The organism is Pantoea sp. X-Soil-MYKO-1289, assembly GCF_059730625.1.
The window spans coordinates 493925-517113 of the sequence record NZ_AP036004.1; the positions used below are offsets into that span (position 1 = coordinate 493925).

The following is a 23189-nucleotide window of genomic DNA, read 5'->3' on the forward strand; positions in this document are numbered from 1 at the left end:
AGTGATGTTTTTTTCAAGATGCTCAATATTAAATCGGCAATTCGGATGAAACAATGAAACAACTCGATCGGGCAGAGATTTCTGCCAGCACGCTCTACATCGTTCCAACCCCGATTGGTAATTTGGGTGATATCACCCAGCGGGCGCTGACGGTGCTTTCGGGCGTCGATCTGGTCGCAGCGGAAGATACACGTCATACCGGACTGTTGCTACAACATTTCGCCATCGCTGCGCGGCTCTTCGCACTTCACGACCACAACGAACAGCAGAAGGCCGAACTGCTGCTGGCGAAGCTGCAGCAAGGGCAGAGCATCGCGCTGGTCTCCGATGCCGGGACCCCGCTGATCAACGATCCGGGCTACCATCTGGTGCGCCGCTGCCGCGAGGCGGGCATCCGCGTCGTGCCGCTGCCCGGCGCCTGCGCCGCCGTCACAGCATTAAGCGCCGCCGGGTTACCGTCCGATCGTTTCTGTTACGAAGGGTTTCTGCCCGCCAAAACCAAGGCGCGTTGCGACGCGCTGCGCGCGCTGGCGCAGGAGCCGCGCACCCTTATTTTCTACGAGTCCACCCACCGTCTGCTCGACAGCCTGGAAGATATGGTGAAGGAGCTGGGCGCCGATCGCTATGTGGTGCTGGCGCGCGAGCTGACCAAAACCTGGGAATCGATTCACGGCGCGCCGGTGGGCGAGCTGCTCGCCTGGATCAAAGAGGATGAGAATCGTCGCAAAGGCGAGATGGTGCTGGTGGTCGAAGGGCATAAGGCGGATGAAGAGGCGCTGCCCGCCGAGGCGCTGCGCACGCTGGCGCTGCTGCAGAAAGAGCTGCCGCTGAAAAAGGCCGCGGCGCTGACGGCGGAAATCCACGGCGTGAAGAAAAATGCGCTCTATCGCTTTGCGCTCGATCAGCAAGAGGCGTGACAAATGGGGCCGAATGCCCTAATATCTCGCGCCGAAGCTGACCAGACAGTCGCCGCTTTGTCGTCGTCCCTCTTGTAGGGAGACGGGCAGAGGGGAGGAAAGTCCGGGCTCCATAGGGCAGGGTGCCAGGTAACGCCTGGGGGGCGCAAGCCTACGACCAGTGCAACAGAGAGCAAACCGCCGATGGCCCATTTATGGGATCAGGTAAGGGTGAAAGGGTGCGGTAAGAGCGCACCGCGCGTCTGGCAACAGTTCGCGGCACGGTAAACTCCACCCGGAGCAAGGCCAAATAGGGGTTCGCATGGTACGGCCCGTACTGAACCCGGGTAGGCTGCTTGAGCCAGTGAGCGATTGCTGGCCTAGATGAATGACTGTCCACGACAGAACCCGGCTTATCGGTCAGTTTCGACTTTTCAGGTGAAAACCCCGCGCAAGCGGGGTTTTTGCTTTCTGAAGGAGAGCGGAATGACTCTTCACTCTATTTTCTATGAAAGAATACGCCTCATGGTTTAGTTTCAACCTCTCTGAAAACACTCCGCAAAAACGACATCTTCTGTGTTTATTTTTCCTGTCTAAATGCCACTTTTTACTGGTCCTTAGAAACTTATGGCCCTCTCTGTAGCCAGGTAATGACTTCTCGACCGGGTTCTTTACCAAATGCTACCAAAACAAATTTCCCTTAAGTCTAATCATTGTTGTTAATGTGGTTATTGCTTGTAAAATGACCGGACTGACGGTTTTTTATAACAAGTAGAGGGACTTATGAAACAGTACGCGAATGGAATCACGTCAACGCTTATCAATGCCCTAAAAAATCCATTTCCTGCTGAATGCTGGGCTAATGCAGACGCTGAAGAGCTTCAGGCTCTGAACGCCTGTGTTGAAGAAATGAAAGAGCGCTCATTGCTACGGATCTGGCGTTTCGCTACCGCTGGAGCAGTAACTCGAGCCGGAGGGAGAATTTTGGCGTTTCTCTGTCAGTGGGATAACAGCCCCGCAATGCCAGTCGATTTCCTTACTCCAGTTTCACGGTAAGAGAACAGACGATGGCTACGGGATACTGGATTGTGAAAGGTGACAAAACAAGCTGCGGTGGAACGGTTCTTGAAGGCACAAGAAAAAAAACTTTTGCCGGTAATTACGCAGCCCTGAACGGTCATAAGGTTTCATGCGGCAAGCATCCTGGCGTTTTTCATGTCGCGGGTGGGCATCCAGGAGATATCGTAGAGACTGTGCATGTCGCGAGCACGCTGTACAGTCGTTCAACCTGCCCTTGCAGGGCTCGTTTTATCCCTTCCCAGACCTGGGCATGGCATGGTCCATATCAGGATCCCCCTGTAAAAGCTGCCCCGATTGCTACGAAAGCTGCCCCCGACCCCGTTCAGGAGCCTGAACAGTATGCCCAGGGAGTTAAAAAAGAGAGGCAGGAACAAACAAAATCACAAAACTCAAAACGCAAGCCCGTCGACGCTGGATTTTGTGTTCTTCCTTATGGAGCGGAAACGAGAGCCTATGAACCCTGGTTATTCGAAAGCGAACCGCCAGTAGGAACACGCGAACTCTACCGCTTACTGAACGGCGCAGGCCAGGAGTATAAGGCTGGTTCAATTCTGCTTTTGGTCGATCCTGATAAGCAGGAGAGCGAACAGATTGAGCATATGCAGGCCGCAAAACAACGTATTGATGCAGCGTTAGCACCACTCTCACACCAGCAAGCCAACTTTCTTTATAAGCACAAAGATACCATTGAGATGTTCGCTGCCGCTGCCAGCACTGCCAATGATGTGGCTGGATATTCAGGTAAAGTGACTGAGGCCGCTAAAGGATATTTTCAAAAGGTTGAAAATATCCTCATTGAGATCGAGAAAACCTATAAAAACCAGTACATCACTAACGGAACACTCATTGGCGAACAGTTTTTCGTTGAGCGCCGTCGCCTGTTCGGTCAGCTTGATAGCGTGCTGAAGATGTTCATGAAGCATCGTTTTATGTTCAATGAGTACACAGACCTGAAAAGCGCCCTTGGCCTGTCAAGCCGTTCAATCACCCACCGCTGGAATGAAACAGGTGTCAGCGATATTGAAGGTTACGCCACTCATATTGAAAAGCTGGCGAAATACGTTAAGTGGATGGAAACAGCCGGGAAGATTGGCATTGGCCTGTCTGCTTTTGATACCGCAGCAAAGATTACCGAAGCCTGTTCCGTTGGCAGGGATTGCGCCAAAACCTCGTTTACCTCCATTGGGGAGTTTTCAGGTAGCCTGGTAGGTGGAATGGCCGCAAGTAGGCTCATTGGTGCTGGCGCTGCAAATACCGTCTGTGCAGTTGTTTTGGGAGCTGCGACTTTTGAAGCCATGGGGGCAGGTGCGTTACTTTGTACTATTGGTGTAAGCGGTGGTATAGCATACGGAAGTGACAAGGCTCTAAGCTGGGCAGGAGGAAAAACGGGTCAGTCTATCGGGAAAGGGCTTGGCCTTTATGAGGTAAGCGATGAAGACTAATTTAGAAATGATTTCGGTAATAGCTATTCTTACCGGGACACTACTCATAATTATCAGCAGTACTGTATCTCTGCTTAACCGAAAACGATTTAATGAAATCTGCAAACTATATAAAGCAAAATACGGCAGCCTGCCAGATGCTGTGTTGTTGTTTGAGAATGTCAATTCGCTTTATGTCAAAGGAGCATATGGAATAAAAGTACAATTTATATACATGCCACTATTGTGGAATAGTAGTTCACCTCTCACCAAAAATGATGATAAGGACTTCATTAGAGGACTACCGAAACGGCTGATTAGGCCATTTTACGTCGAAATATACTTCGGTGCTGCCAGCATACTGTTTTTTGTTATTGGTGGATTGTTAATGTTGGCGATTGAGCACGGTTGGGTGTAAAAGGCACTTCAGTTGACGGGATTTACTCTGTTACACAAAGTTAGATACAGTCTGCGATACCAGACAGCCCAGCGCTGCAACCATAGAGGCCGCAGGTGCCGGAGCATTACTCTGTACGCTCGGCGTAAATGGCGCTATTGCATATGGGAGCGATAAAGCCACATCTGCGTTCAGTGGTTTCGTTGGTGAATCGCTATATGAGGTTACAAGCAATGACCATTAATGATCTATTTAGCGCCAAGGCAACAGTAATTATTGGGGCACTTGCTTTCGGCTTTGGTATAGCCAGTATCATAGCTTCAGTTCTCAACAGGGATAGATTTAAAGAGATCTGCATCCTGTACAAAGAAAAATACGGTAATCTGCCCGCTGCCGTGTTGCTGTTCGAGAACGTCAATACGCTTTATGTCAAAGTGGCATACAGCACAAAAGTGAGTTTTATTTACATGCCGCTGTTGTGGAATAAAAGCTCAATCCTGACCAAAAACGATGACAAGGACTTTATTCGTGGGCTACCCAAACGGCTTATTGGTCCGTTCTACGTAGAGATATACCTGGCGGTTGTCAGTCTGTTATTTATTGTTATTGGTGTGTTACAAATGTTGGCAATTAGGCAGGGCTGGGTTTGAAAGTTGCGTCCCTTGCCTGTTCGGTCAACTCGATAGCGTGCTGAAGATGTTCATGAAGCATCGTTTCATGTTCAATGAGTACACAAACCTGAAAGGCGCCCTTGGCCTGTCAAGCCGTTCAATCACTCATCGCTGGAATGAAACAGGCGTTAGCGATATTGAAGGTTACGTCACTCATCTCGAAAAGTTGGCGAAATACGTGAAGTGGATGGAAAGAGCCGAGAAGATTGGCATTGGCCTGTTTGCTTTCAACACCGCAGCAAAGATTACCGAAGCCTGTTCCGTTGGTAGGGATTGCGCCAAAACCTCGTTTACCACTATTGGGGACTTCTCGGGGAGTCTCGCTGGAGGAGCTTTGGCTGGTCGAATCTTACAGGGTGGTGTAGCAGATTCTATTTGTGCAGTAATTCTGGGGGCTGCAACTATAGAGGCAGGAGGTGCTGGAGCATTAATTTGTACTCTCGGTGTTAGTGGCGGCATAGCATATGGAAGTGATAAAGCTCTAAGCGATTCCTTTAGAGCTGCCGGTGAATTCATCGAAGGAAAATTAGGGGTTTACGAGGTGACCGACAATGACTAATTTAAAAATGACTTCTGTAATACTTATTCTTACCGGGCTTTTATTCTTGATCTTAAGCCTCATTCAATCTGCTTTAAATAGAAAACGGTTCAAAGAAGTTTGCATATTGTACAAAGAGAAATTTGGAAGTCTTCCCGATGCTGTATTGTTGTTTGAGAATGTCAACTCACTTTACTACCAAGGTGCATACGGCATAAAAACACAGTTTATATTTATACCATTACTCTGGAATCGAAGTTCAATATTGACTAAATATGATGATAAGGACTTTATTCGTGGGTTGCCAAAAAGGATTACCAGACCGTTTTATATAGAAATATTTCTCGGTCTTGCTAGTGTGCTTTTTTTCATTACTGGCGGATTATTAATGTTTGCGATTAAACACGGTTGGGTGTGAAAGACACTTCAATTGGCGAGATTTATTCTGTTATATAAAGTGAGATGCTGTCTGTGACACCAGACAACTCCAGCGCCGCCGAAACCCGACGTATAGTTGAACGAACCCGGCTTATCGGTCAGTTTCGACTTTTCAGGTGAAAACCCCGCGCAAGCGGAGTTTTTGCTTTCTGGGTATCGCTGATATCAAATCTTATGCCGCCTTCGGCGCTTCTGTTCTCCCCATGCTAAACTGCGCCCCGGCAACGAAAGGAGCAGCCCGTGGCGAAATACCAGCAACTGACGGATGAAATTCAGCAGCAGATCGAGGCGGGCATCTGGTCGCCGGGCATGAAGCTGCCGTCGCTGCGTCAGCAGGTGGCGCAGCACGGGCTGAGCCTGATGACGGTGATGCACGCCTACGAAGTGCTGGAGAGCCAGGGCTGGATCGTCTCGCGGCCGCAGTCCGGCTACTATGTCGCGCCGCGCGCGCTGCAAACCGCGCCGGCGCAGGTGGCGCTTAGCGAGCAGGTCGATATCAACAACTTTGTCTTCGACGTGCTGCAGGCGATCCGCGACCCGGCGATTGTGCCGTTTGGCTCTGCTTTTCCCGATCCCGAACTCTTCCCGCAGCGCCAGCTGATGCGCTCTCTCTCCAACGTCTCCCACCAGCTGACGCCGCTCGACGCGCTCAACAACCTTCCGCCCGGCAACGCGGCGCTGCGACAGATGCTGGCGCAGCGCTACGCGCGGCAGGGCATCACGCTGTCGCCGGATGAAATCGTTATCACCAACGGCGCGCTGGAGGCGCTCAACCTCAGCCTGCAGGCGCTGACCGAACCCGGCGACTACGTGGTAATTGAGCAGCCGACCTTCTATGGCGCGCTGCAGGCGATTGAGCGGCTCAAGCTTAAAGCGCTCGCGGTGCCGAGCGACGCGCAGCACGGCATCGATATGCAGCAGCTGGAAGAGACGCTGCAGCGCTGGCCGGTAAAAGCGTGCTGGCTGATGACCACGCTGCAAAACCCGCTCGGCGTCACGCTCTCGCCGGCGCGCAAAGCGCAGCTGGTGGCGCTGCTGGCGCGCTATCAGGTGCCGCTGATCGAAGATGACGTTTACGCCGAACTCTGGACGGGCGCTGAGGCGCCGCATCCGGCTAAATACTGGGATCGCGGCGGCGACGTGCTGCACTGCGGCTCTTTTTCCAAATGTCTGGTGGCGGGGTTTCGCGTCGGCTGGGTCGCGGCAGGGCAGCACGCGCAGCGCATCCAGCGGCTGCAGCTGATGAGCACGCTCTCCACCAGCGCGCCGATGCAGCTGGCGCTGGCGGACTTCCTCGCCACGCGCCGCTACGATACCCATTTGAAAAAACTGCGGCAGACGCTGGCGCGGCGCAAGGAGTGGGTGCGCCAGGCGCTCCGCCGGGCGCTGCCGGCGGACGCCAGCGTAAGCGATTCGCCGGGCGGCTTCTTTTTATGGGTGACGCTGCCGCGCGGCTATGACACCACGCAGCTCTATCAGCAGGCGTTGCAGCAGAGGATTAGCATTGCGCCGGGGCGGCTGTTTTCAGCGGGCGAAGAGTTTACCCACTGTTTTCGCTTTAACGCCGCCTGGCCGTGGGATACGCGCGCCGAGGCGGCGGTTGAGACGCTGGGCAGGCTGATTGCCGACCAGCGGAGCGGTTAAACCTGCGCCGCCTGCTGGTGTCCCCAGGTTAGATAATAGACGTCATAGAAATCCACTTCGCCTTTCTGCTGCAGCAGGCGATGAATGCCGCTTTTCACCTCTTCCGGCGCGTCCGGCAGATTCAGGATCTTTTTCACGCCGCTTTCAGAGACCGGCTGCACGTAATACCACTCGCCGTTGTAGCAGACGCGCAGATCCAGCGCGTCGATATCCTCGAAGCGATATTTCGGGTTGATATCCAGCAGCATCAAAAAGCTCATCACCAGCACGAACAGCGTGGCGAACCAGAAGGCGGGCCAGCCCAGCATCTCGGTGGAAAAGATCAGCGCCACGCACAGGCCGTAGCAGAGATACATCAGCGCCCAGAGGCCGGGATGAGTTTTCAGAAAAGAGAAGCTGAAACGCGGCCGGTTATCGCGGCGCTCTTCGCGATTAAGCGTCGCGATTTCGTCGATTAAGATTTGTTTAATGGCGTCCATTGTTCACCTCACCGTCACTTTTCTGCTCAGTAGAACAGATAACAGTTAGCCGGGGCAGACACAGAAACGCGCCGAATTTTTATAACAGTTGAGGCGCGCCGTCCCGGTAAGAACGGCGCGCGCGTTTAGCCGCGCCCGTGCGGCTCGTCCCAGTCAAACGCCGGTCCCAGCGAAATCACGCCGTTCGGGTTGATGGTTTTATGGCTCACGTAATAGTGATGGCGGATATGCGGCAGATTCACCGTCTCGGCGATGCCCGGCATCTGGTAGATATCGCGCAGGAAGCCGCTCAAGTTGAGATAGTCGCCGATGCGGTGGCGATCGCACTTAAAATGCGTAACGTAGACCGGATCGAAACGCACCAGCGTAGTCCAGAGACGCAGATCCGCCTCGGTGAGCTGGTCGCCGGTCAGATAGCGGTGCTGCCCCAGAATCTGCTCCAGGCGCGACAGCGAATGGAACAGCGCGGTCACCGACTCGTCATAGGCCGCCTGCGAGGTAGCGAAGCCCGACTTATAGACCCCGTTGTTGACCGTGTCGTAAATCCAGCCGTTCAGCTCGTCGATCTTCTCGCGCAGGGCGGGCGGATAGTAGTCCCCGGCGCGCGCGCCGACGGCGTCGAAGGCGCTGTTGAACATGCGGATGATATCCGCCGATTCGTTGCTGACGATGGTGTTTTGCTGTTTGTCCCACAGCACCGGCACGGTCACGCGTCCGGTGTAGTGCGGATCGGCATGCAGATAGAGCTGATAGAGAAATTCGTTCTGATAAAGCTTGTCGCCGGTGGCGTCGGGAAAATCGTCGTCGAAGGTCCAGCCGTTCTCCAGCATCAGCGGATGCACCACGGAGACGTCAATCATCGACTCCAGCCCTTTAAGCTGACGCATCAGCAGCGTGCGGTGCGCCCAGGGACAGGCGAGAGAAACATACAGATGATAGCGATCGCGCTCAGCCTTAAAGCCTGCGTCGCCCGTGGGACCGGCGCTGCCGTCCGCGGTCACCCAGTTGCGCCAGACCGCTTCAGTGCGCTTAAAGCGTCCGCCGGTTGATTTGGTGTCGTACCAGGTGTCGTGCCAGACACCGTCAATCAGTTGGCCCATATCGCCTCCAATGCAAACAGGGCGAGGAGTATCCTCGCCCTGCTAAGTATATGTGGCATTACGCCAGATGTGTGCTTAACGCAGCGCCGCAGCGGGCGCAGATTTCTTACGCAGCAGACGGTCGATGCTGTACGCGCCCGGACCGACCAGGCCCAGCACCAGGAAACCGCCCGCGATAGAGAGGTTCTTCATAAACATCAGCTGGTTGACGCCTTCCGCGAAGTTGCTGTGGAACAGGAACGCCGTCAGGATGGTGAAGCCGGCGGTAAACAGCGCGGTGAAGCGGGTCAGGAAGCCGAACAGAATCGCCAGGCCGCCGCCGAACTCCAGCAGGATCACCAGCGGCAGCATAAAGCCGGGTACGCCCATCGCTTCCATATACTGCTGCGTTCCCGCATAGCCGGTGATTTTGCCCCAGCCGGCCGTGATAAACAGGATTGGCATTAAAATGCGCGCCAGCAGCAGACCAGTATCTTCGAATTTTTTCATCATTAACTCCAGGCTAGATTGTCGGCAGGGCAGTCGCGCCTGCGTTGGATAATTCCCGGCAAAAAGCGGCGTTGCCGTTTGCTGAGCTGATAGCTGGAGATAATAGTCGCGCAGGGGAAAGGTTGTAAGCGAGATATTCTGTAGGTGATATTCAGGAAATCTGATGAAGCGAAGCCGGCGATTTCGCACCGGCTGAATGCAGAGGGGATTAGCGCTGCGGCAGAGCCGATTTCAGCATACGCCAGGTGCTCCAGACGCCGAATCCACGCTTGAGCAGGCGCATAAATTTATTTGGGCTGCGCACCGACCAGATTGCCAGTGCGCTGCTGCCGATGGCCAGATAGCGCCGCATGCTGAGGAACGTCAGCCAGCCGCGATCGTACTGCGCCGTGCTTAGCAGGAAGTCGCGGCGGCTCGCGCTCAGGTCAAGCCGCTGCTGCTGTATTTCGCCGATTAGTTCATGAATACGCGCTTCACGTTCCAGTTTGCTGCGGCTCATAGGCGGTCATCCTCCAGCAGCTTGCGATCGGTCTCCAGCTCTTTGCGGGTGTGGTGCAGCAGCGTGGACTGACGCGATTTGCGCAGGCTCCACAGGCCGAAAATAATCGCCAGAAGAAAGAGTACGCCGGTAGTGATGCCGATCGCCATCAGGCGATACTGCGCATCGACGGCCCAGATAATCAACACCATCAGGCTCATCAGCCCGAATGCGGTAAACAGCATGGTCAGGCCAACCATCAGCAGCAGCTGAATCAGGTTGGCCTTTTCCGCTTCCAGCTCGACCACCGCCAGCCGTACGCGGGTCTCGACCATGCTGACCAGCGTAGTGACGATGCGCTGACCAATGTTGATGACCCCTTTGCCGGGGCCGTGGCTCTGCTGTGAATCCGCCATAATTAACGCCGTGAAATCAGGATGCCGATCGCCACGCCGATTGCCGCGCCGATGCCAACGCCATGCCAGGGATTTTCACGCACGTAGCCGTCTGCTTTCTGCGCGGCTTCACGCGTGGTCTGCGCCAGATATTCGCCAGAATCGCCCAGCTTCTCGCGCGAGCTGTCGAGCGCGACGCGCGCTTTCTGACGCAGCTTATCCAGTTCGCCTTTGGACTTATCCGTTGTGCTGCTCAGCACCTCTTCCAGAGTGTCCGCCAGATTTTTTAACTCAGCACGCAAATGTTCAGATGAAGTCTCTTTTGACATGTAATGTTCCTTTTAGCTTCAGTGGTTGAGTCCGGGTTAATAAGGCTCCGCCTGTAACTTTTTCAGCTCCTGGCGTGCTTCTTCCAGTTTACGTTCGCGTTTGGCGATTTTTTCCTTATCGTCGCCGTCCTGACGCTCCTCTTTCAGCTCGCGCTCGCGCTCAGCGACTTTCTCTCGCTGCGCCTTGATGCGCGCCTGGTGAGACGCTTTCAGTTTATTGTCGCTGCAGTTGGCGCGCACTTCGGTCAGAGCGCGCTCCAGTCCGTTGACGCGACGCTGATTGTTATGCTGTTTCGCCATCGCAATTTCATGCTGAATATCCTGCTCTTTCTGCTGACAGAGCGATTCCGCCGCCATCAGCGAACCTGAGAGAGAAAACAGCGCGAGGCCAAGAAGTAGTTGATGTTTCATCAGGCTTATTACCTTCCTTTGTTGTTGACCTGCCGCGAGCGGACAGGATCATCTCCTGGCGTGTCAGATAGCTGAGCCATCCACTAAGCATAGACAGCGCCTGCAAAAAGTTCAAAAAAGACGGGGGGATACGGATTATTCTGTTGCCGCCCTGCCAGCGCAGGACGGCAATCGCGAGTCAGGAGATATTTAGCGTTGTCGAGGCGGCGGAAGCGGAGTCGGGATGTCTGGCGACCACAAAGCCGTCCGGCAGCAGGCGGCGCAGCACTTTTTGCGCGGCGAGGCTCTGCTCTTCGTTCTCGAAATGAATAATCAGCGCATCGCCCGACGGGGTAATGCTTTTAATGCGGATGCCCTGCGCCGTCAGCTGCTGATAGAGGTAAAACCCGTCCGGCAGCGGGCCGCCGGCATGGGATACGCGGATCTGCACCACGCTTTCGTGCCGCAGCAGCGTCGGCGTCAGGCAGATCGCCAGCAGCAGCAGCACGGCGATAGTCAGCCAGGGCAGCATGCGACGAGGGATGGGGCCGTGAATTTTCATGACTCGCCCTTGCCGTTCTGATTCGCCTGGCGTTTGCGCCACAGCACCACCAGCGATCCCACCAGGCCTATCACCAGCAGCACCAGCGGCAGCAGCATCAGGCAGAACATCAGCTCATCTTCATAGCGGCGGAAAATCGGCGTCTTGCCCAGCGCAAAGCCGAACACGGTCAGAATCAGCACCCAGAGCAGCGCGCTGACCCAGTTAAAAAACTGGAAGCGGGCGTTATTCAGCCCGGATAAACCGGCAATGGTCGGCAGCAGGGTACGCACGAAGGCGATAAAGCGGCCAATCAGCAGGGCCGACAGGCCGTGGCGATGAAACAGGCTGTGCGCGCGGGCGTGATACTGCGCGGGAAGATGAGAGAGCCATTTCTGCACCGTCGGCGTGTTGCCGAGCCAGCGGCCCTGAATATAGCTGACCCAGCAGCCGAGGCTGGCGCCGGTGGTGAGCACCAGTACGGTAAGCGGAAAGCTCATGGTGCCTTTGGCGATCAGCACGCCTACCAGAATCAGCAGGCTGTCGCCGGGCAGAAAGGCGGCGGGCAGCAGGCCATTCTCCAGAAACAGGATCAAGAAGAGCACGCCGTAAATGGCCCAGACCAGCGTCGGATCGGAGAGGGTTTCGTAGTCCTGTTGCCACAACGCCTGCAGCAACGCTTGCAAAATATCCATCAATCATTCCTGAACATCATTGTTTAACGCGTCTTAAAAGACATAAGCGCAGACCGGCGGTTGATTATCTGTTTTAGGAGCGCAGTCTGTGCAGGATTTTCCGGATCCTTCCAGAATAGATTGTTAAATCAGCGAATTTTTAAACCCTGTCGCAAAAGGTAAGAAAAGGTCGATAACTGTAACAAAAATCACAGGTTTGAGACAGGGGAATGTGCCCGCCGCACAGGAGTTTTACCTGTTGACGCGGTCCGTCAAAAGGAGCTTTACACGACCTGACACTATTGCAGACTAACTGACTTTCCTGCGTGAAAACGCAGCAGAATCAAGGTTAATTGCTCGCGCCGTCCGGCAGGATAACGGGATTTTCAGCAAACATATAACGATCCACGTTAAATTCGAAGTCGTCGGCGGTCGCGTTAAACAGCATCTGCTTAGTATTTTCCAGATGTTGCCACATCGCCAGTTTGCAGGCGGCGGGATCTTTGCGCATCAGCGCTTTGAGGATTTGATCGTGGTCGTCGCACCAGCTGAGGATGCTGCGCTGGTCGATATGCTCGTGGAGTTTGAGCCAGTAGGGGTTATGCAGGCGATGCAGCCACATTTTTTCGACGATGGCCGCCAGCGCGCTGTTTTGGGTGGATTGCGCAATCCGCACGTGAAACTGCATGTCCCACTGGGAGTCGCGGAAGTGATCTTCCTGGCGCGCCTTTTCCTGGATCGCCATCAGTTCGATAATGTCCTGACGCGTCACCTGCGTCGCGGCGAACTCGGCGACGTTGCTCTCAATCAGCTGGCGCGCCTGCAGCAGTTCAAACGGGCCAAAGCTGGCGAATTCGAGCTGGCTGGAGGTCATCACGCGATTCTGCTGCTGACTGGCGATAACGTGAATGCCGGAACCTTTGCGCACCTCAACGTAGCCTTCCACCTCCAGCATAATGATCGCCTCGCGCACCACGGTGCGGCTGACGTTCATCTCTTCCGCGATCAGGCGTTCGGCAGGCAGCTTGTCTCCTACCGGATAAATGCCTGTTTCAATACGGCTTTTCAGATCGCTGGCGAGCTGTTGATAAAGTCGACGAGGTTCGGTCGGTTCCATAGCGCATTCCCGTGTCGCAAATAAAGTTGTTATACCACTTTGCGGCCGTTAAATAAAAGGTCCCGCGCAAGGATTACGCGGGACGCTTTGCTCTGCGGTCAGCGCTGCTAGCCGCGTACCGGCGCGGCCTGAGGCGGCGTTACCTCTTTTTCCAGCTCCGAGACGGGCTTATTGCGCAGCACCGTCCAGATCACCACCGCGCCCAGCAGATCGAATACCGCCAGCGCGGCGAACAGCGGGCTGAAGCCCAGCGTATCGGCCAGCGCGCCGACTACCAGCGCGAACATGGTGCTGGCTGTCCAGGCCGCCATGCCGGTCAGACCGTTGGCGGTCGCGACTTCGTTACGGCCAAACACGTCGGAAGAGAGGGTGATCAGCGCGCCGGAGAGCGCCTGATGGGCGAAGCCGCCGACGCAGAGCAGGCCGATAGCGACGTAAGGACTGGTGAAAAGACCGATGGTGCCGGGGCCAATCATCAGCACCGCGCCCATCGTCACGACCAGCTTGCGCGATACGATCAGGTTGACGCCGAACCAGCGCTGAAACAGCGGCGGCAGATAACCGCCGAGAATGCAGCCAAGATCGGCGAACAGCATCGGCATCCAGGCGAACAGCGCGATCTCCTTCAGGTTGAAGCCATAGACCTTAAACATAAACAGCGGAATCCAGGCGTTAAAGGTGCCCCAGGCTGGCTCCGCCAGAAAGCGCGGCAGCGCGATGCCCCAGAACTGGCGATTGCGCAGGATCTGACGCGCCGACATTTTTTTGGTGTTGCCGGTCTGATGCTGCGCTTCCTGACCGGAAATAATGTACTGACGCTCTTCGTCGCTGAGTTTGGTCTGCTGTTTCGGATGTTTATAGAAGACCAGCCAGCAGATCGCCCAGAGCAGGCTCAGCACGCCGGTAATGATAAACGCCATCTGCCAGCTGTGCGCCACGATCGCCCATACCACCAGCGGCGGCGCCAGCATGGCGCCGATAGAGGAGCCGACGTTGAAGTAGCCCACGGCGACGGAACGCTCTTTAGCCGGGAACCACTCGCTGCTCGCCTTCAGGCCCGCCGGGATCATCGCCGCTTCCGCCGCGCCCACCGCGCCGCGCGCCAGCGCAAATCCGCCCCAGCTGCCGGCCATCGCCGTCGCGGCGCAGAAGATCGCCCACAGCACCGCGAATACGGCATAGCCGACTTTGGTGCCGAGCAGGTCGAGCACATAGCCGGCGACCGGCTGCATAACGGTATAACAGGCGGAATAGGCCGCCACGATGTAGGAGTACTGTTGGGTGGTGATATGCAAATCGGTTTGGAGCGTCGGCGCGGCGACGGCGATGGTATTACGGGTGAGATAACCCAGCACGGTGCCGAGCGTCACCAGCCCGATCATATACCAGCGTAGCCCTTTAATCTTACGCATCATTTACCTCTTCCAGTGTTCTGTCTGCGGTCTTGCCGCTGTTGTTATCTGGAGCGGGACAACCGTGAGCCGACCTAACCCCCACGCCCGCAGGCCGCGCAAAAGCGACCCTGTGTTTACCTTGCCATTACGGAGCGAGAGCGTAACTTGTTATACAACTTTAAAAGTTGAGAGCCATCACAAAAGCCCCTTTTGCAATGTGGGATACTTTAAACCTGCGTAATGACAGCCATTTAGCACGCTGCGGAGAGCAAAAACGTCCATGAGCCCAGGGAATTGCTGCTGTTTATGTGAGCGAGATCTCAAAGAATTATGTAGCTGGCTAAAATTGGTATGATAACTTTGAGCGCATTAAGGCTCTATCCAAGAGGAAGCACGTATGTCGCGTTTTATGACCGAGGATTTTTTGCTGGATACCGAATTTGCCCGTCGTCTTTATCATGACTACGCAAAGGATCAGCCGATTTTCGACTATCACTGCCATCTTCCCCCGCAGCAGATTGCCGAAAATTACCGCTTTGCCAACCTCTATGACATCTGGCTGAAAGGCGATCACTACAAGTGGCGCGCCATGCGCGCTAACGGCGTGCCGGAAGCCTTCTGCACCGGCGACGCCAGCGACCGCGAAAAATTCGACGCCTGGGCGCGCACCGTGCCGCACACCATCGGCAATCCGCTCTACCACTGGACGCACCTTGAGCTGCGTCGTCCTTTCGGCATTACCGACACCTTGCTCTCTGAAAAAACCGCCGACAGCATCTGGGAGCGCTGCAACGCGCTGCTGGCGCAGGATGAGTTTACCGCGCGCGGCATCATGCAGCAGATGAACGTGAAGATGGTCGGCACTACCGACGATCCGCTGGATGATTTGCAGCACCACCGCGCGCTGGCGCAGGACGGCAGCTTCGACGTTAAGGTGCTGCCGAGCTGGCGTCCGGATAAAGCCTTTAATATCGAAGCGGACGGCTTCTTGGGCTGGATTGAGAAGCTGGAGTCGCTGACCGACGTCAGCGTGCGCCGTTTCGACGATCTGCGCAGCGCGCTCAGCAAGCGTCTCGACTACTTCGCTGAACACGGCTGCAAAGTGTCGGACCACGCGCTCGACGTGGTGCTCTACGCCGAGGCGGACGACGCGACGCTGGACGCTATTCTGGCGGGCCGCCGCGCCGGCAAGACGCCGGACGCGCAGGCGATTGCGCAGTTCAAAACCGCCGTGCTGGTGTGGCTGGGCGGCGAATATGCGCGTCGCGGCTGGGTGCAGCAGTACCATATCGGCGCGCTGCGCAACACCAACCGCCGCCAGTTCGAACTGCTGGGGCCGGACGTCGGCTTCGACTCGATTAACGATCAGCCGCTGGCGGAACCGCTGGCGAAGCTGCTGGGCGCGCAAAATCTGCATAACGCGCTGCCGAAAACCATCCTCTACTGCCTGAACCCGCGCGACAACGAAGTGCTGGCGACCATGGCGGGCAACTTCCAGGGCGAAGGCGAGGCGGGCAAAATGCAGTTCGGCTCCGCCTGGTGGTTCAACGATCAGCTCGACGGCATGCAGCGCCAGATGACGCAGCTGGCGCAGATTGGTCTGCTCAGCCGCTTTGTCGGCATGCTGACCGACAGCCGCAGCTTCCTCTCCTATACGCGCCACGAATATTTCCGCCGTCTGCTGTGCCAGATGATCGGCCGCTGGGTCGAGAACGGCGAAGCGCCGGGCGATGAGGCGCTGCTGGGCCAGATGGTGCAAAACATCTGCTTCAATAACGCGCGCGACTACTTCGGCATCGAGCTGGGAGCCTGATTATGCAGCGGCTAAACCGTCACGATTTTCCCGGCGCGACCTACAGCGAGCGCGTCATCCAGTTCGGCGAAGGCAACTTTCTGCGCGCCTTTATCGACTGGCAGCTCGACTGGCTGAACCAGCATCAGGGCACCGACGCGGGCGTGGTGGTGGTGCGGCCGCGCAACCGGGCCGTCAGCGACAGCCTGAATCAGCAGGACGGGCTCTATACCACGCTGATCCGCGGGCTTAACGAGCAGGGCGAACGCGTCAGCGAAACGCGCCTGATCCGCAGCCTGAACCGCGAGATCCAGCCTTACGTTCAGCACGAGGATTTTCTGGCGCTGGCGCGCGCGCCGCAGATGCGCTTTGTCTTCTCCAACACCACCGAAGCGGGCATCGCTTTTGTCGAAGCGGATCGTCTGACGGATGCGCCCGCATCCAGCTTTCCCGGCAAGCTGACGCAGCTGCTGTGGGCGCGCTTTGAGCGCTTTAGCGGCGCTGAAGATAAAGGCTGGCTGATCGTTCCCTGCGAGCTAATCGACCATAACGGCGACGCGCTGCGCGAGCTGGTGCTGCGCTATGCGCGCCACTGGCAGCTGCCGGAAAGCTTCGCCGCCTGGGTGACGCAGCACTGCGTGTTCTACAACACGCTGGTGGACCGTATCGTGACCGGCTTCCCGCAGGAGAGCGAGGCGCTCGCCGCTCAGCTCGGCTATGAAGATCGTTTTCTGGTGGCGGGCGAGGTCTACTACCAGTTCATTCTGCAGGGGCCGCGCGCGCTGTTCGACGAGCTGAAGCTCGATGCGCTGGCGCCGCAGGTGCGGCTGGTGGATGACATCGCGCCGTGGAAGGCGCAGAAAGTAGCTATCCTCAACGGCGCCCACACCGCGATGGTGCCGGTGGCGTTTCAGGCCGGTCTGGAGAGCGTCGGCGAGGCGATGGCGGATCCGGCCATTGCAGGCTTCGTCGATCGCCTGCTGCGCGAGGAGATCATTCCTACGCTCGATCTGCCGCGCAACGAGCTGCACGCCTTCGCCGACGCGGTCGAGCGACGTTTCCGCAACCCTTTTATCCGCCACGCGCTGCTCTCTATCGCGCTCAACGGCATGACCAAGTTCCGCACTCGCCTGCTGACGCCGCTGCTGGCGTCGCACGCGCAGAGCGGCGTCTGGCCGCCGCGTCTGACCTTTGCGCTGGCGGCGCTGATCGCCTTCTATCGCGGCGCATCGGCGGAAAAAAGCTGGCCGCTGCAGGATGACGCGCACTGGCTGGCGCGCTTTGAAAAAAACTGGCAGGCCCTTAATAACGACCAGATCTCCCCGGAACAGCTGGTGCGCGAGGTATTAAGCGACGCGCAGCACTGGGGCGAAGATTTGACCCGGCAGCCTCAGCTGGCGGCCGAGGTCAGCCGACACCTGCAAAATATCATCGCCCACGGCATGCGTGAGGCGTTGAGCACACTGGGATAAAGCTATGCAAGACGCGATTAAGATTCACTCTCAGGATAACGTCGCCGTGGCGCTGCGCGACTTAGAGGCGGGGCAGACCATCGATCTGCAGCAGATATCGGTGCAGCTACAGCAGGCGGTGACGCGCGGCCATAAGTTCGCGCTGCGGCCCATTGCCGAGGGCGAGCTGGTGATCAAGTATGGGCTGCCGATCGCCCATGCCACGCAGGCGATCGCCGCAGGCGAGGTGATCCACTCCAGCAACGCGCGCACCAACCTGAGCGATCTGGACGAGTACGACTACCGCCCAGAGTTTGTTGAGGTGCCGCCGCAGCCGGGCGATCGCGAGGTGCAGATCTATCGCCGCGCTAACGGCGACGTCGGGATCCGCAACGAGCTGTGGATCCTGCCGACCGTGGGCTGCGTCAACGGCATCGCGCGTCAGATCCTGCAGCGCTTTTTGAAAGAGACTGACAACGCGGCGGGCACCGACGGCGCGTTTCTGTTTAGCCATACCTTCGGCTGTTCGCAGCTGGGCCAGGATCATGAGAATACCCGCACCATGCTGCAAAATATGGTGCGTCATCCCAACGCCGGCGCAGTGCTGGTGATCGGGCTCGGCTGCGAAAACAATCAGGTTGATGCCTTTCGCGAGACGCTGGGCCTGCCGGAGAGCGATCGCATCCAGTATATGGTGTGCCAGCAGCACGACGATGAAGTAGAGGCTGGGCTGGAGCATCTGCGCGCCCTGTATGAGGCGATGCGCCACGACAAGCGCCAGCCGGGCAAGCTGAGCGAGCTGAAGTTCGGCCTGGAGTGCGGCGGCTCGGACGGCTTCTCCGGCATTACCGCCAACCCGCTGCTGGGGCGTTTCTCCGATCAGATGATCGCCAACGGCGGCACCACGGTGCTGACCGAAGTGCCGGAGATGTTCGGCGCGGAGCGTATTCTGATGAGCCGCTGTCGCGATGAGTCGACCTTTGATAAGACGGTGGCGATGATCAACGACTTTAAGCGCTATTTTATCGACCATCAGCAGCCGATTTATGAGAACCCGTCGCCGGGCAATAAAGCAGGCGGCATTACCACGCTGGAGGAGAAGTCGCTGGGCTGCACCCAGAAGGCGGGCTCCAGCCAGGTGGTGGACGTGCTGAAGTATGGCGAGCGGCTGAAGACGCCGGGGCTGAATCTGCTGAGCGCGCCGGGCAACGACGCGGTCGCCACCAGCGCGCTGGCGGGCGCGGGCTGTCATATGGTGCTGTTCAGCACCGGACGCGGCACGCCCTACGGCGGCTTCGTGCCGACGGTGAAGCTGGCGACCAACTCGCCGCTGGCGGAGAAGAAGCCGCACTGGATTGACTTTAACGCCGGTCGTCTGCTGGAGGGAATGAGCATGGATGCGCTGCTGGAGGATTTCGTCGACACCATCGTGGCGATTGCCAGCGGTGAGCTGACCAACAACGAGAAGAACGATTTTCGCGAGCTGGCGATTTTTAAAAGCGGCGTGACGTTATAGATCGCCATTGCTGTCTTTTCGCTGGGCACTGTCGCGGGTGGCATGGATCGATCGCAAAGTCGCTTTACGCATCCCTGCTCGCTCGGCCCGCGCCATCCATGGCGCGGGACGCTTTGCTCTTCGTTCCATGCCACCCGCTTTTTGAGCTTTTGCGCCGTCTGAAGCAGCTACATCAACGTCAGCGCATAGACTGGCGACCTGTATGGTCGCCATTTTGTTATCAAGCCCGGCTGGTTTCGCGCTCGGCTTCCGCCTGACACACCGCCGCGGTAAACAGAATATCGGTCGAGGAGTTTAGCGCCGTTTCGGCGGAATCCTGCAGCACGCCGATAATGAAGCCGACCGCGACCACCTGCATCGCCAGATCGTTGGGAATGCCGAACATATTGCAGGCGACCGGGATCAGCAGCAGCGAACCGCCCGCCACGCCGGATGCGCCGCAGGCGCACAGCGAGGCCACCAGGCTAAGCAAAATGGCCGTAGGGACATCAACATCAATGCCCAGCGTATGCACCGCCGCCAGCGTCAGCACGGTAATCGTGATGGACGCGCCCGCCATACTGATGGTGGCGCCCAGCGGAATCGACACCGAATAGGTATCCTCATCCAGATTCAGGCGTTTCGCCAGCGCCATATTCACCGGAATATTGGCCGCCGAGCTGCGGGTAAAGAAGGCGGTCACGCCGCTCTCGCGCAAGCAGGTAAACACCAGCGGATAGGGATTGCGACGGATCTTGCTATAAACCAGCAGCGGATTCACCACCAGCGCCATCAGCAGCATACAGCCCAGCAGCAGCGCCAGCAGATGGGCGTATTGCCACAGCGCGCCGAAACCGGTTGATGCCAGAATTGAGGCGACAAGGCCGAAGATGCCGATTGGCGCGCAGCGAATAACGCAGCGTACCAGCTGCGTCACGGCATGTGAGGCGTCGTTAAGCAGATCGCGCGTGCTCTGTGAGCTATGGCGGAACGCCAGGCCCAGACCAATCGCCCATACCAGAATGCCGATATAGTTGGCCTGCATCAGCGCGGTGATGGGGTTCGCTACCATGCTCATCAGCAGGCCGCGCAGCACCTCGGTAATACCTGACGGCGGCGTGATTTCGGTGGTGCCTACGGCCAGCGTCAGCGTCTGAGGCGCCAGATGGCTAAACACCACCGCCACCACCGCAGCGAAAAAGGTGCTCAACAGATAGAGCACGATGATCGGTTTGATATTGCTCTTCTGCCCCTGCTGGTGATTAGCGATCGAAGCGATCACCAGCACCAGTACCAGCAGCGGCGCCACGGCTTTCAGCGCGCTGACGAAAAGCTCGCCCAGCAGGCCGACGGCCAGTGCGGTATCCTTCGAGACCCAGGCCAGCGCCACGCCGGCCACCAGTCCTACCATAATTTGTTTCACCAGACTTCCTGCGAACAGGGCGCCCAGACGAGCGGAAAGTGAGTTCTGCATAATTGTTCTTTAGGTTGTAGCGGGATGTGGCCTCAGAGGGCGTCGATTAACGCGCCTGAAGCGGTTTGCCCGGCGGAGTATAAGGAAAAGAGCGGGCGAAGAAAGAGATAATTCTGCCGGTGCGAGGCGGATCGGATTTCTAATATGCTGTATGAAGAAGGTGTGACAGAGGGATGAAATGTCGCATCCGGAGCTGGCAAAATAAAACAGGGGCATTACCTGCCCCTGTAGCGGATTATTGCGCGATCTTTTTCTGGTCGTTTTTGCGATTCACCCAGGCGTTGATCAACAGGGTCGAGCCGAGGATCGCGCCGACGACGCCCAGCGAGATCGCCACCGGAATATGGTAGAACTCGACGATCAGCATCTTAATGCCGATAAAGACCAGCACGATCGCCAGGCCATATTTAAGCATCGAGAAACGCTCGGCGACGTTGGCCAGCAGAAAGTACATCGCGCGCAGGCCGAGAATAGCGAACAGGTTAGAGGTCAGCACGATAAAGGGATCGGTGGTCACAGCGAAGATCGCCGGAATACTGTCGACCGCAAAAATCACGTCGCTCAGCTCAACCATAATCAGCACCAGCAGCAGCGGCGTCGCAAACAGCACGCCGTTCCTGCGGGTGAAAAACTTTTCGCCCTCTAGCTCGTCGGTCATGCGCAGATGCTTGCGCAGCCAGCGTACTACCGGCTTGTCGCCCACCGCGTTCTCATCATCCTCTCTGGAGAAGGCCATCTTCAGGCCGGTCAGCAGCAGGAAAGCGCCGAACAGATAGAGGATCCAGCTAAACTGCGTCACCAGCCAGCTGCCCGCGAAGATCATAATAGTGCGCAGCACGATAGCGCCCAGCACGCCGTAAATCAGCACGCGGCGCTGCAGCGCGGCGGGAATAGAGAAGTAGCTGAAGAGCATCAGCCAGACGAAGACGTTATCGACCGCCAGCGCCTTTTCCAGCACATAACCGGTCAAAAATGCCAGGGTTTGCGTGGTGGCGACTTCGCGCCCGGCGCTCCCCTCGAGATACCACCAGAAGGCGGCGCTGAACAGCAGCGACACCGACACCCAAATCAGCGACCAGACGGCCGCCTGTTTAAAACTCATGGTCTGCGCGCCGCGTCGTCCCTGCAAAAAGAGATCGATCGCCAGCATAATCAGCACCACCACCGCAAAGCTGCCCCAGAGAAGAGGCGTTCCTACTGTCTGCATAGCGTTTCCTGCCCTGAAATAAAAAACGGCTGAAGTCAGAAGACGTCAGCCGCTTTACAGGGTTGTAAGCAAACCTCGCCTTCCGGCAAGGTCTCACTTACAACGCAGAATCAGATTCCGGGTTGCCTGCCGACCGGATGCTTACGCATCGTAATGACGATCGTGCAGCTTACAAGTTACTCCCCTTTGCTGTCCGTTAAGATAGGCGCTGGCCATGAAAGAGGCAAGAGCGGGCCATTCATATTTAGACATATTTACACAACCTGCTCGTCGGCAGGGAAAATCACGCCGGTCTGGCGGCGAATTTCGGTCAGCAGCGCGGCGGTGATGCGCGACGTTTCCAGCCCTGGATGGGCGACATGACGCTGCCGCACCAGCTGCGCAAAGGTCTGGGCCTCATAAAGCATGGTATTGATATGCTGCGGCTGGCTAAGATCCTGCGCCTGGGCGGCGCTATGGCGCGGCACCAGGCTGACCGACTGCATCTCCGACAGCTTTTCGATCAGCAGCGAGCCCGCTTCGCCCTGAATTTCGCTGGCGATGCGCGAGTCGCTGACCTTGGAGTGCAGCAGCGTGACGTCGAAATCGCCGTAGTCGAGCAGCACGCTGCCGTGGCCGTCGACCCCGCTGGCCAGCAGCGTCGCGCGTGCGCTTACCGCCTGCGGCGCGCCCCACAACGCCACCGCCGTCGCCAGGCAGTAGTAGCCGATATCCATTATCGAGCCGTTCGACCAGCGCGGATTAAAGGTGTTGGGATTCTCGCCGTCGAGGTAGCGCTGATAGCGCGACGAATACTGGCAGTAGCTGAACAGCGCCTTGCGCAGCGGCCCGATGGCGGGCAGCGCCTGCTGCAGCTGCGCGAAATTAGGCAGGCTGGCGGTTTTAAACGCCTCGAACAGCACCACCTGATGCTGGCGCGCGCAGGCGATCATCCGCTCCGCCTCGCGCAGGTTGGAGGCGAGCGGCTTTTCGCAGATAACGTGCTTGCCGTGCGACATAAACAGCATCGCCTGCTCGCAGTGCAGGGCGTTAGGGCTCGCCAGATAAACCGCGTCGATAAGATCGCTGGCGGCCAGCGCCTCCAGCGAGGTAAAGAGATGCGAACAGGGATAGTCTGCGGCGAAGGTTTCCGCCTGCTGCTGCGAACGCGAATAGATGGCGTTCAGACGCAGATGGCCAGTTTCATGCGCGGCATCGATAAACTGGCGCGTTATCCAGTTGGTTCCCACAATAGCAAAACGGATCACGTCGGCTCTCCTGCGGCAAATAGCGGCAGAGTAGCACGCCGTGCATTGGGCG

At 57.2% G+C, this 23189-nt stretch carries 24 protein-coding genes and 1 other RNA gene; 11 read left to right on the top strand and 14 right to left on the bottom strand.

Features of this window, described 5'->3' with window-relative positions:
* Positions 1-53 precede the first annotated feature (53 nt).
* The 8 genes from rsmI (at position 54) to AC6I7Z_RS02455 (ending at position 7085) form a co-directional block, all read left to right on the top strand.
* Positions 54-917 carry a 16S rRNA (cytidine(1402)-2'-O)-methyltransferase gene (rsmI, locus tag AC6I7Z_RS02420; RefSeq protein WP_497813009.1) on the top strand — a complete coding sequence of 288 codons (864 nt, stop codon included), beginning with the start codon at positions 54-56 and terminating at the stop codon, positions 915-917.
* A gap of 33 nt (positions 918-950) precedes the next feature.
* Positions 951-1328: RNase P RNA component class A (rnpB, locus tag AC6I7Z_RS02425), an RNA gene on the top strand.
* 635 nt (positions 1329-1963) lie between these two features.
* Positions 1964-3418 (top strand): PAAR domain-containing protein, encoded by a 1455-nt coding sequence (locus tag AC6I7Z_RS02430; RefSeq protein ID WP_497813010.1) that lies wholly within the window; start codon positions 1964-1966, stop codon positions 3416-3418.
* Positions 3408-3815 (top strand): hypothetical protein, encoded by a 408-nt coding sequence (locus tag AC6I7Z_RS02435; protein ID WP_497813011.1) that lies wholly within the window; start codon positions 3408-3410, stop codon positions 3813-3815. Before AC6I7Z_RS02430 ends, AC6I7Z_RS02435 begins: the two co-directional genes overlap by 11 nt.
* Positions 3816-4027: 212 nt before the next feature.
* The gene (locus tag AC6I7Z_RS02440) at positions 4028-4444 is read left to right on the top strand and encodes a hypothetical protein (RefSeq protein ID WP_497813012.1); all 417 of its coding nucleotides are present in this window, start codon (positions 4028-4030) and stop codon (positions 4442-4444) included.
* A 52-nt stretch (positions 4445-4496) separates the two neighbouring features.
* A complete protein-coding gene (locus AC6I7Z_RS02445) occupies positions 4497-5024 on the top strand; it encodes a hypothetical protein (protein ID WP_497813013.1) in 528 nt (175 codons plus the stop codon).
* Entirely contained in the window at positions 5017-5421 is a 405-nt protein-coding gene (locus AC6I7Z_RS02450; protein ID WP_497813014.1) for a hypothetical protein, read from the top strand. Before AC6I7Z_RS02445 ends, AC6I7Z_RS02450 begins: the two co-directional genes overlap by 8 nt.
* 260 nt (positions 5422-5681) lie before the next feature.
* Entirely contained in the window at positions 5682-7085 is a 1404-nt protein-coding gene (locus tag AC6I7Z_RS02455) for an aminotransferase-like domain-containing protein (RefSeq protein WP_497813015.1), read from the top strand.
* Here AC6I7Z_RS02455 and AC6I7Z_RS02460 read toward each other — a convergent pair.
* From AC6I7Z_RS02460 to AC6I7Z_RS02510, 11 genes are all read right to left on the bottom strand, one after another.
* Positions 7082-7564 carry a YlaC family protein gene (locus AC6I7Z_RS02460; protein WP_497813016.1) on the bottom strand — a complete coding sequence of 161 codons (483 nt, stop codon included), beginning with the start codon at positions 7562-7564 and terminating at the stop codon, positions 7082-7084. The two genes, AC6I7Z_RS02455 and AC6I7Z_RS02460, sit on opposite strands and share 4 nt — an antisense overlap.
* Before the next feature lie 125 nt (positions 7565-7689).
* Positions 7690-8664 (bottom strand): glutathione S-transferase family protein, encoded by a 975-nt coding sequence (locus tag AC6I7Z_RS02465; protein WP_497813017.1) that lies wholly within the window; start codon positions 8662-8664, stop codon positions 7690-7692.
* A 75-nt stretch (positions 8665-8739) separates the two neighbouring features.
* The gene (locus AC6I7Z_RS02470; RefSeq protein ID WP_033792297.1) at positions 8740-9153 is read right to left on the bottom strand and encodes a DoxX family protein; all 414 of its coding nucleotides are present in this window, start codon (positions 9151-9153) and stop codon (positions 8740-8742) included.
* A 208-nt stretch (positions 9154-9361) separates the two neighbouring features.
* Positions 9362-9652, bottom strand: coding sequence for a YqjK-like family protein (locus AC6I7Z_RS02475; protein WP_033792296.1), 291 nt, complete (start codon positions 9650-9652; stop codon positions 9362-9364).
* Entirely contained in the window at positions 9649-10047 is a 399-nt protein-coding gene (locus AC6I7Z_RS02480; RefSeq protein ID WP_497813018.1) for a phage holin family protein, read from the bottom strand. Before AC6I7Z_RS02480 ends, AC6I7Z_RS02475 begins: the two co-directional genes overlap by 4 nt.
* A gap of 2 nt (positions 10048-10049) precedes the next feature.
* Positions 10050-10355, bottom strand: coding sequence for an ElaB/YgaM/YqjD family protein (locus AC6I7Z_RS02485; protein WP_497813019.1), 306 nt, complete (start codon positions 10353-10355; stop codon positions 10050-10052).
* 36 nt (positions 10356-10391) lie between these two features.
* Entirely contained in the window at positions 10392-10766 is a 375-nt protein-coding gene (locus AC6I7Z_RS02490) for a DUF1090 domain-containing protein (protein ID WP_033754994.1), read from the bottom strand.
* 178 nt (positions 10767-10944) lie between these two features.
* A complete protein-coding gene (gene mzrA, locus AC6I7Z_RS02495) occupies positions 10945-11307 on the bottom strand; it encodes an EnvZ/OmpR regulon moderator MzrA (protein ID WP_497813020.1) in 363 nt (120 codons plus the stop codon).
* On the bottom strand, positions 11304-11981 hold the full coding sequence (locus tag AC6I7Z_RS02500) for a DedA family protein (RefSeq protein ID WP_033755000.1): 678 nt from the start codon (positions 11979-11981) through the stop codon (positions 11304-11306). The genes mzrA and AC6I7Z_RS02500 overlap by 4 nt, the downstream gene beginning before the upstream one ends.
* Positions 11982-12309: 328 nt before the next feature.
* A complete protein-coding gene (gene exuR / locus AC6I7Z_RS02505; protein ID WP_497813021.1) occupies positions 12310-13077 on the bottom strand; it encodes a transcriptional regulator ExuR in 768 nt (255 codons plus the stop codon).
* A 107-nt stretch (positions 13078-13184) separates the two neighbouring features.
* Positions 13185-14489, bottom strand: coding sequence for an MFS transporter (locus tag AC6I7Z_RS02510; RefSeq protein ID WP_497815382.1), 1305 nt, complete (start codon positions 14487-14489; stop codon positions 13185-13187).
* 379 nt (positions 14490-14868) lie between these two features.
* On the opposite strand from AC6I7Z_RS02510, the gene uxaC reads away from it, so the two are divergent.
* From uxaC to AC6I7Z_RS02525, 3 genes are read left to right on the top strand one after another with little or no spacing between them, the layout of a single operon-like run.
* Positions 14869-16284 (top strand): glucuronate isomerase, encoded by a 1416-nt coding sequence (gene uxaC / locus AC6I7Z_RS02515; RefSeq protein ID WP_497813022.1) that lies wholly within the window; start codon positions 14869-14871, stop codon positions 16282-16284.
* 2 nt (positions 16285-16286) lie between these two features.
* Positions 16287-17735, top strand: coding sequence for a tagaturonate reductase (locus AC6I7Z_RS02520; protein ID WP_497813023.1), 1449 nt, complete (start codon positions 16287-16289; stop codon positions 17733-17735).
* Between the two features lie 4 nt (positions 17736-17739).
* Positions 17740-19230, top strand: coding sequence for a UxaA family hydrolase (locus AC6I7Z_RS02525; RefSeq protein WP_497813024.1), 1491 nt, complete (start codon positions 17740-17742; stop codon positions 19228-19230).
* Between the two features lie 220 nt (positions 19231-19450).
* Here AC6I7Z_RS02525 and sstT read toward each other — a convergent pair whose 3' ends face one another.
* From sstT to AC6I7Z_RS02540, 3 genes are all read right to left on the bottom strand, one after another.
* Positions 19451-20683 (bottom strand): serine/threonine transporter SstT, encoded by a 1233-nt coding sequence (sstT, locus tag AC6I7Z_RS02530; RefSeq protein ID WP_497813025.1) that lies wholly within the window; start codon positions 20681-20683, stop codon positions 19451-19453.
* A gap of 235 nt (positions 20684-20918) precedes the next feature.
* Complete coding sequence (locus tag AC6I7Z_RS02535; protein WP_497813026.1) at positions 20919-21890, bottom strand: TerC family protein; 972 nt, start codon at positions 21888-21890, stop codon at positions 20919-20921.
* Between the two features lie 254 nt (positions 21891-22144).
* Positions 22145-23137 (bottom strand): Gfo/Idh/MocA family protein, encoded by a 993-nt coding sequence (locus tag AC6I7Z_RS02540; RefSeq protein WP_497813027.1) that lies wholly within the window; start codon positions 23135-23137, stop codon positions 22145-22147.
* Between the last annotated feature and the right edge of the window lie 52 nt (positions 23138-23189).

Excerpts from the sequence above, each read along its gene's own strand:
- rsmI (WP_497813009.1), top strand. The coding sequence starts at position 54 with ATGAAACAACTCGATCGGGCAGAGATTTCTGCCAGCACGCTCTACATC.
- AC6I7Z_RS02430 (WP_497813010.1), top strand. The coding sequence starts at position 1,964 with ATGGCTACGGGATACTGGATTGTGAAAGGTGACAAAACAAGCTGCGGT.
- AC6I7Z_RS02435 (WP_497813011.1), top strand. The coding sequence starts at position 3,408 with ATGAAGACTAATTTAGAAATGATTTCGGTAATAGCTATTCTTACCGGG.
- AC6I7Z_RS02440 (WP_497813012.1), top strand. The coding sequence starts at position 4,028 with ATGACCATTAATGATCTATTTAGCGCCAAGGCAACAGTAATTATTGGG.
- AC6I7Z_RS02445 (WP_497813013.1), top strand. The coding sequence starts at position 4,497 with ATGAAGCATCGTTTCATGTTCAATGAGTACACAAACCTGAAAGGCGCC.
- AC6I7Z_RS02450 (WP_497813014.1), top strand. The coding sequence starts at position 5,017 with ATGACTAATTTAAAAATGACTTCTGTAATACTTATTCTTACCGGGCTT.
- AC6I7Z_RS02460 (WP_497813016.1), bottom strand. The coding sequence starts at position 7,564 with ATGGACGCCATTAAACAAATCTTAATCGACGAAATCGCGACGCTTAAT.
- AC6I7Z_RS02465 (WP_497813017.1), bottom strand. The coding sequence starts at position 8,664 with ATGGGCCAACTGATTGACGGTGTCTGGCACGACACCTGGTACGACACC.
- AC6I7Z_RS02470 (WP_033792297.1), bottom strand. The coding sequence starts at position 9,153 with ATGAAAAAATTCGAAGATACTGGTCTGCTGCTGGCGCGCATTTTAATG.
- AC6I7Z_RS02475 (WP_033792296.1), bottom strand. The coding sequence starts at position 9,652 with ATGAGCCGCAGCAAACTGGAACGTGAAGCGCGTATTCATGAACTAATC.
- AC6I7Z_RS02480 (WP_497813018.1), bottom strand. The coding sequence starts at position 10,047 with ATGGCGGATTCACAGCAGAGCCACGGCCCCGGCAAAGGGGTCATCAAC.
- AC6I7Z_RS02485 (WP_497813019.1), bottom strand. The coding sequence starts at position 10,355 with ATGTCAAAAGAGACTTCATCTGAACATTTGCGTGCTGAGTTAAAAAAT.
- AC6I7Z_RS02490 (WP_033754994.1), bottom strand. The coding sequence starts at position 10,766 with ATGAAACATCAACTACTTCTTGGCCTCGCGCTGTTTTCTCTCTCAGGT.
- mzrA (WP_497813020.1), bottom strand. The coding sequence starts at position 11,307 with ATGAAAATTCACGGCCCCATCCCTCGTCGCATGCTGCCCTGGCTGACT.
- AC6I7Z_RS02500 (WP_033755000.1), bottom strand. The coding sequence starts at position 11,981 with ATGGATATTTTGCAAGCGTTGCTGCAGGCGTTGTGGCAACAGGACTAC.
- exuR (WP_497813021.1), bottom strand. The coding sequence starts at position 13,077 with ATGGAACCGACCGAACCTCGTCGACTTTATCAACAGCTCGCCAGCGAT.
- AC6I7Z_RS02510 (WP_497815382.1), bottom strand. The coding sequence starts at position 14,489 with ATGCGTAAGATTAAAGGGCTACGCTGGTATATGATCGGGCTGGTGACG.
- uxaC (WP_497813022.1), top strand. The coding sequence starts at position 14,869 with ATGTCGCGTTTTATGACCGAGGATTTTTTGCTGGATACCGAATTTGCC.
- AC6I7Z_RS02520 (WP_497813023.1), top strand. The coding sequence starts at position 16,287 with ATGCAGCGGCTAAACCGTCACGATTTTCCCGGCGCGACCTACAGCGAG.
- AC6I7Z_RS02525 (WP_497813024.1), top strand. The coding sequence starts at position 17,740 with ATGCAAGACGCGATTAAGATTCACTCTCAGGATAACGTCGCCGTGGCG.
- sstT (WP_497813025.1), bottom strand. The coding sequence starts at position 20,683 with ATGCAGAACTCACTTTCCGCTCGTCTGGGCGCCCTGTTCGCAGGAAGT.
- AC6I7Z_RS02535 (WP_497813026.1), bottom strand. The coding sequence starts at position 21,890 with ATGCAGACAGTAGGAACGCCTCTTCTCTGGGGCAGCTTTGCGGTGGTG.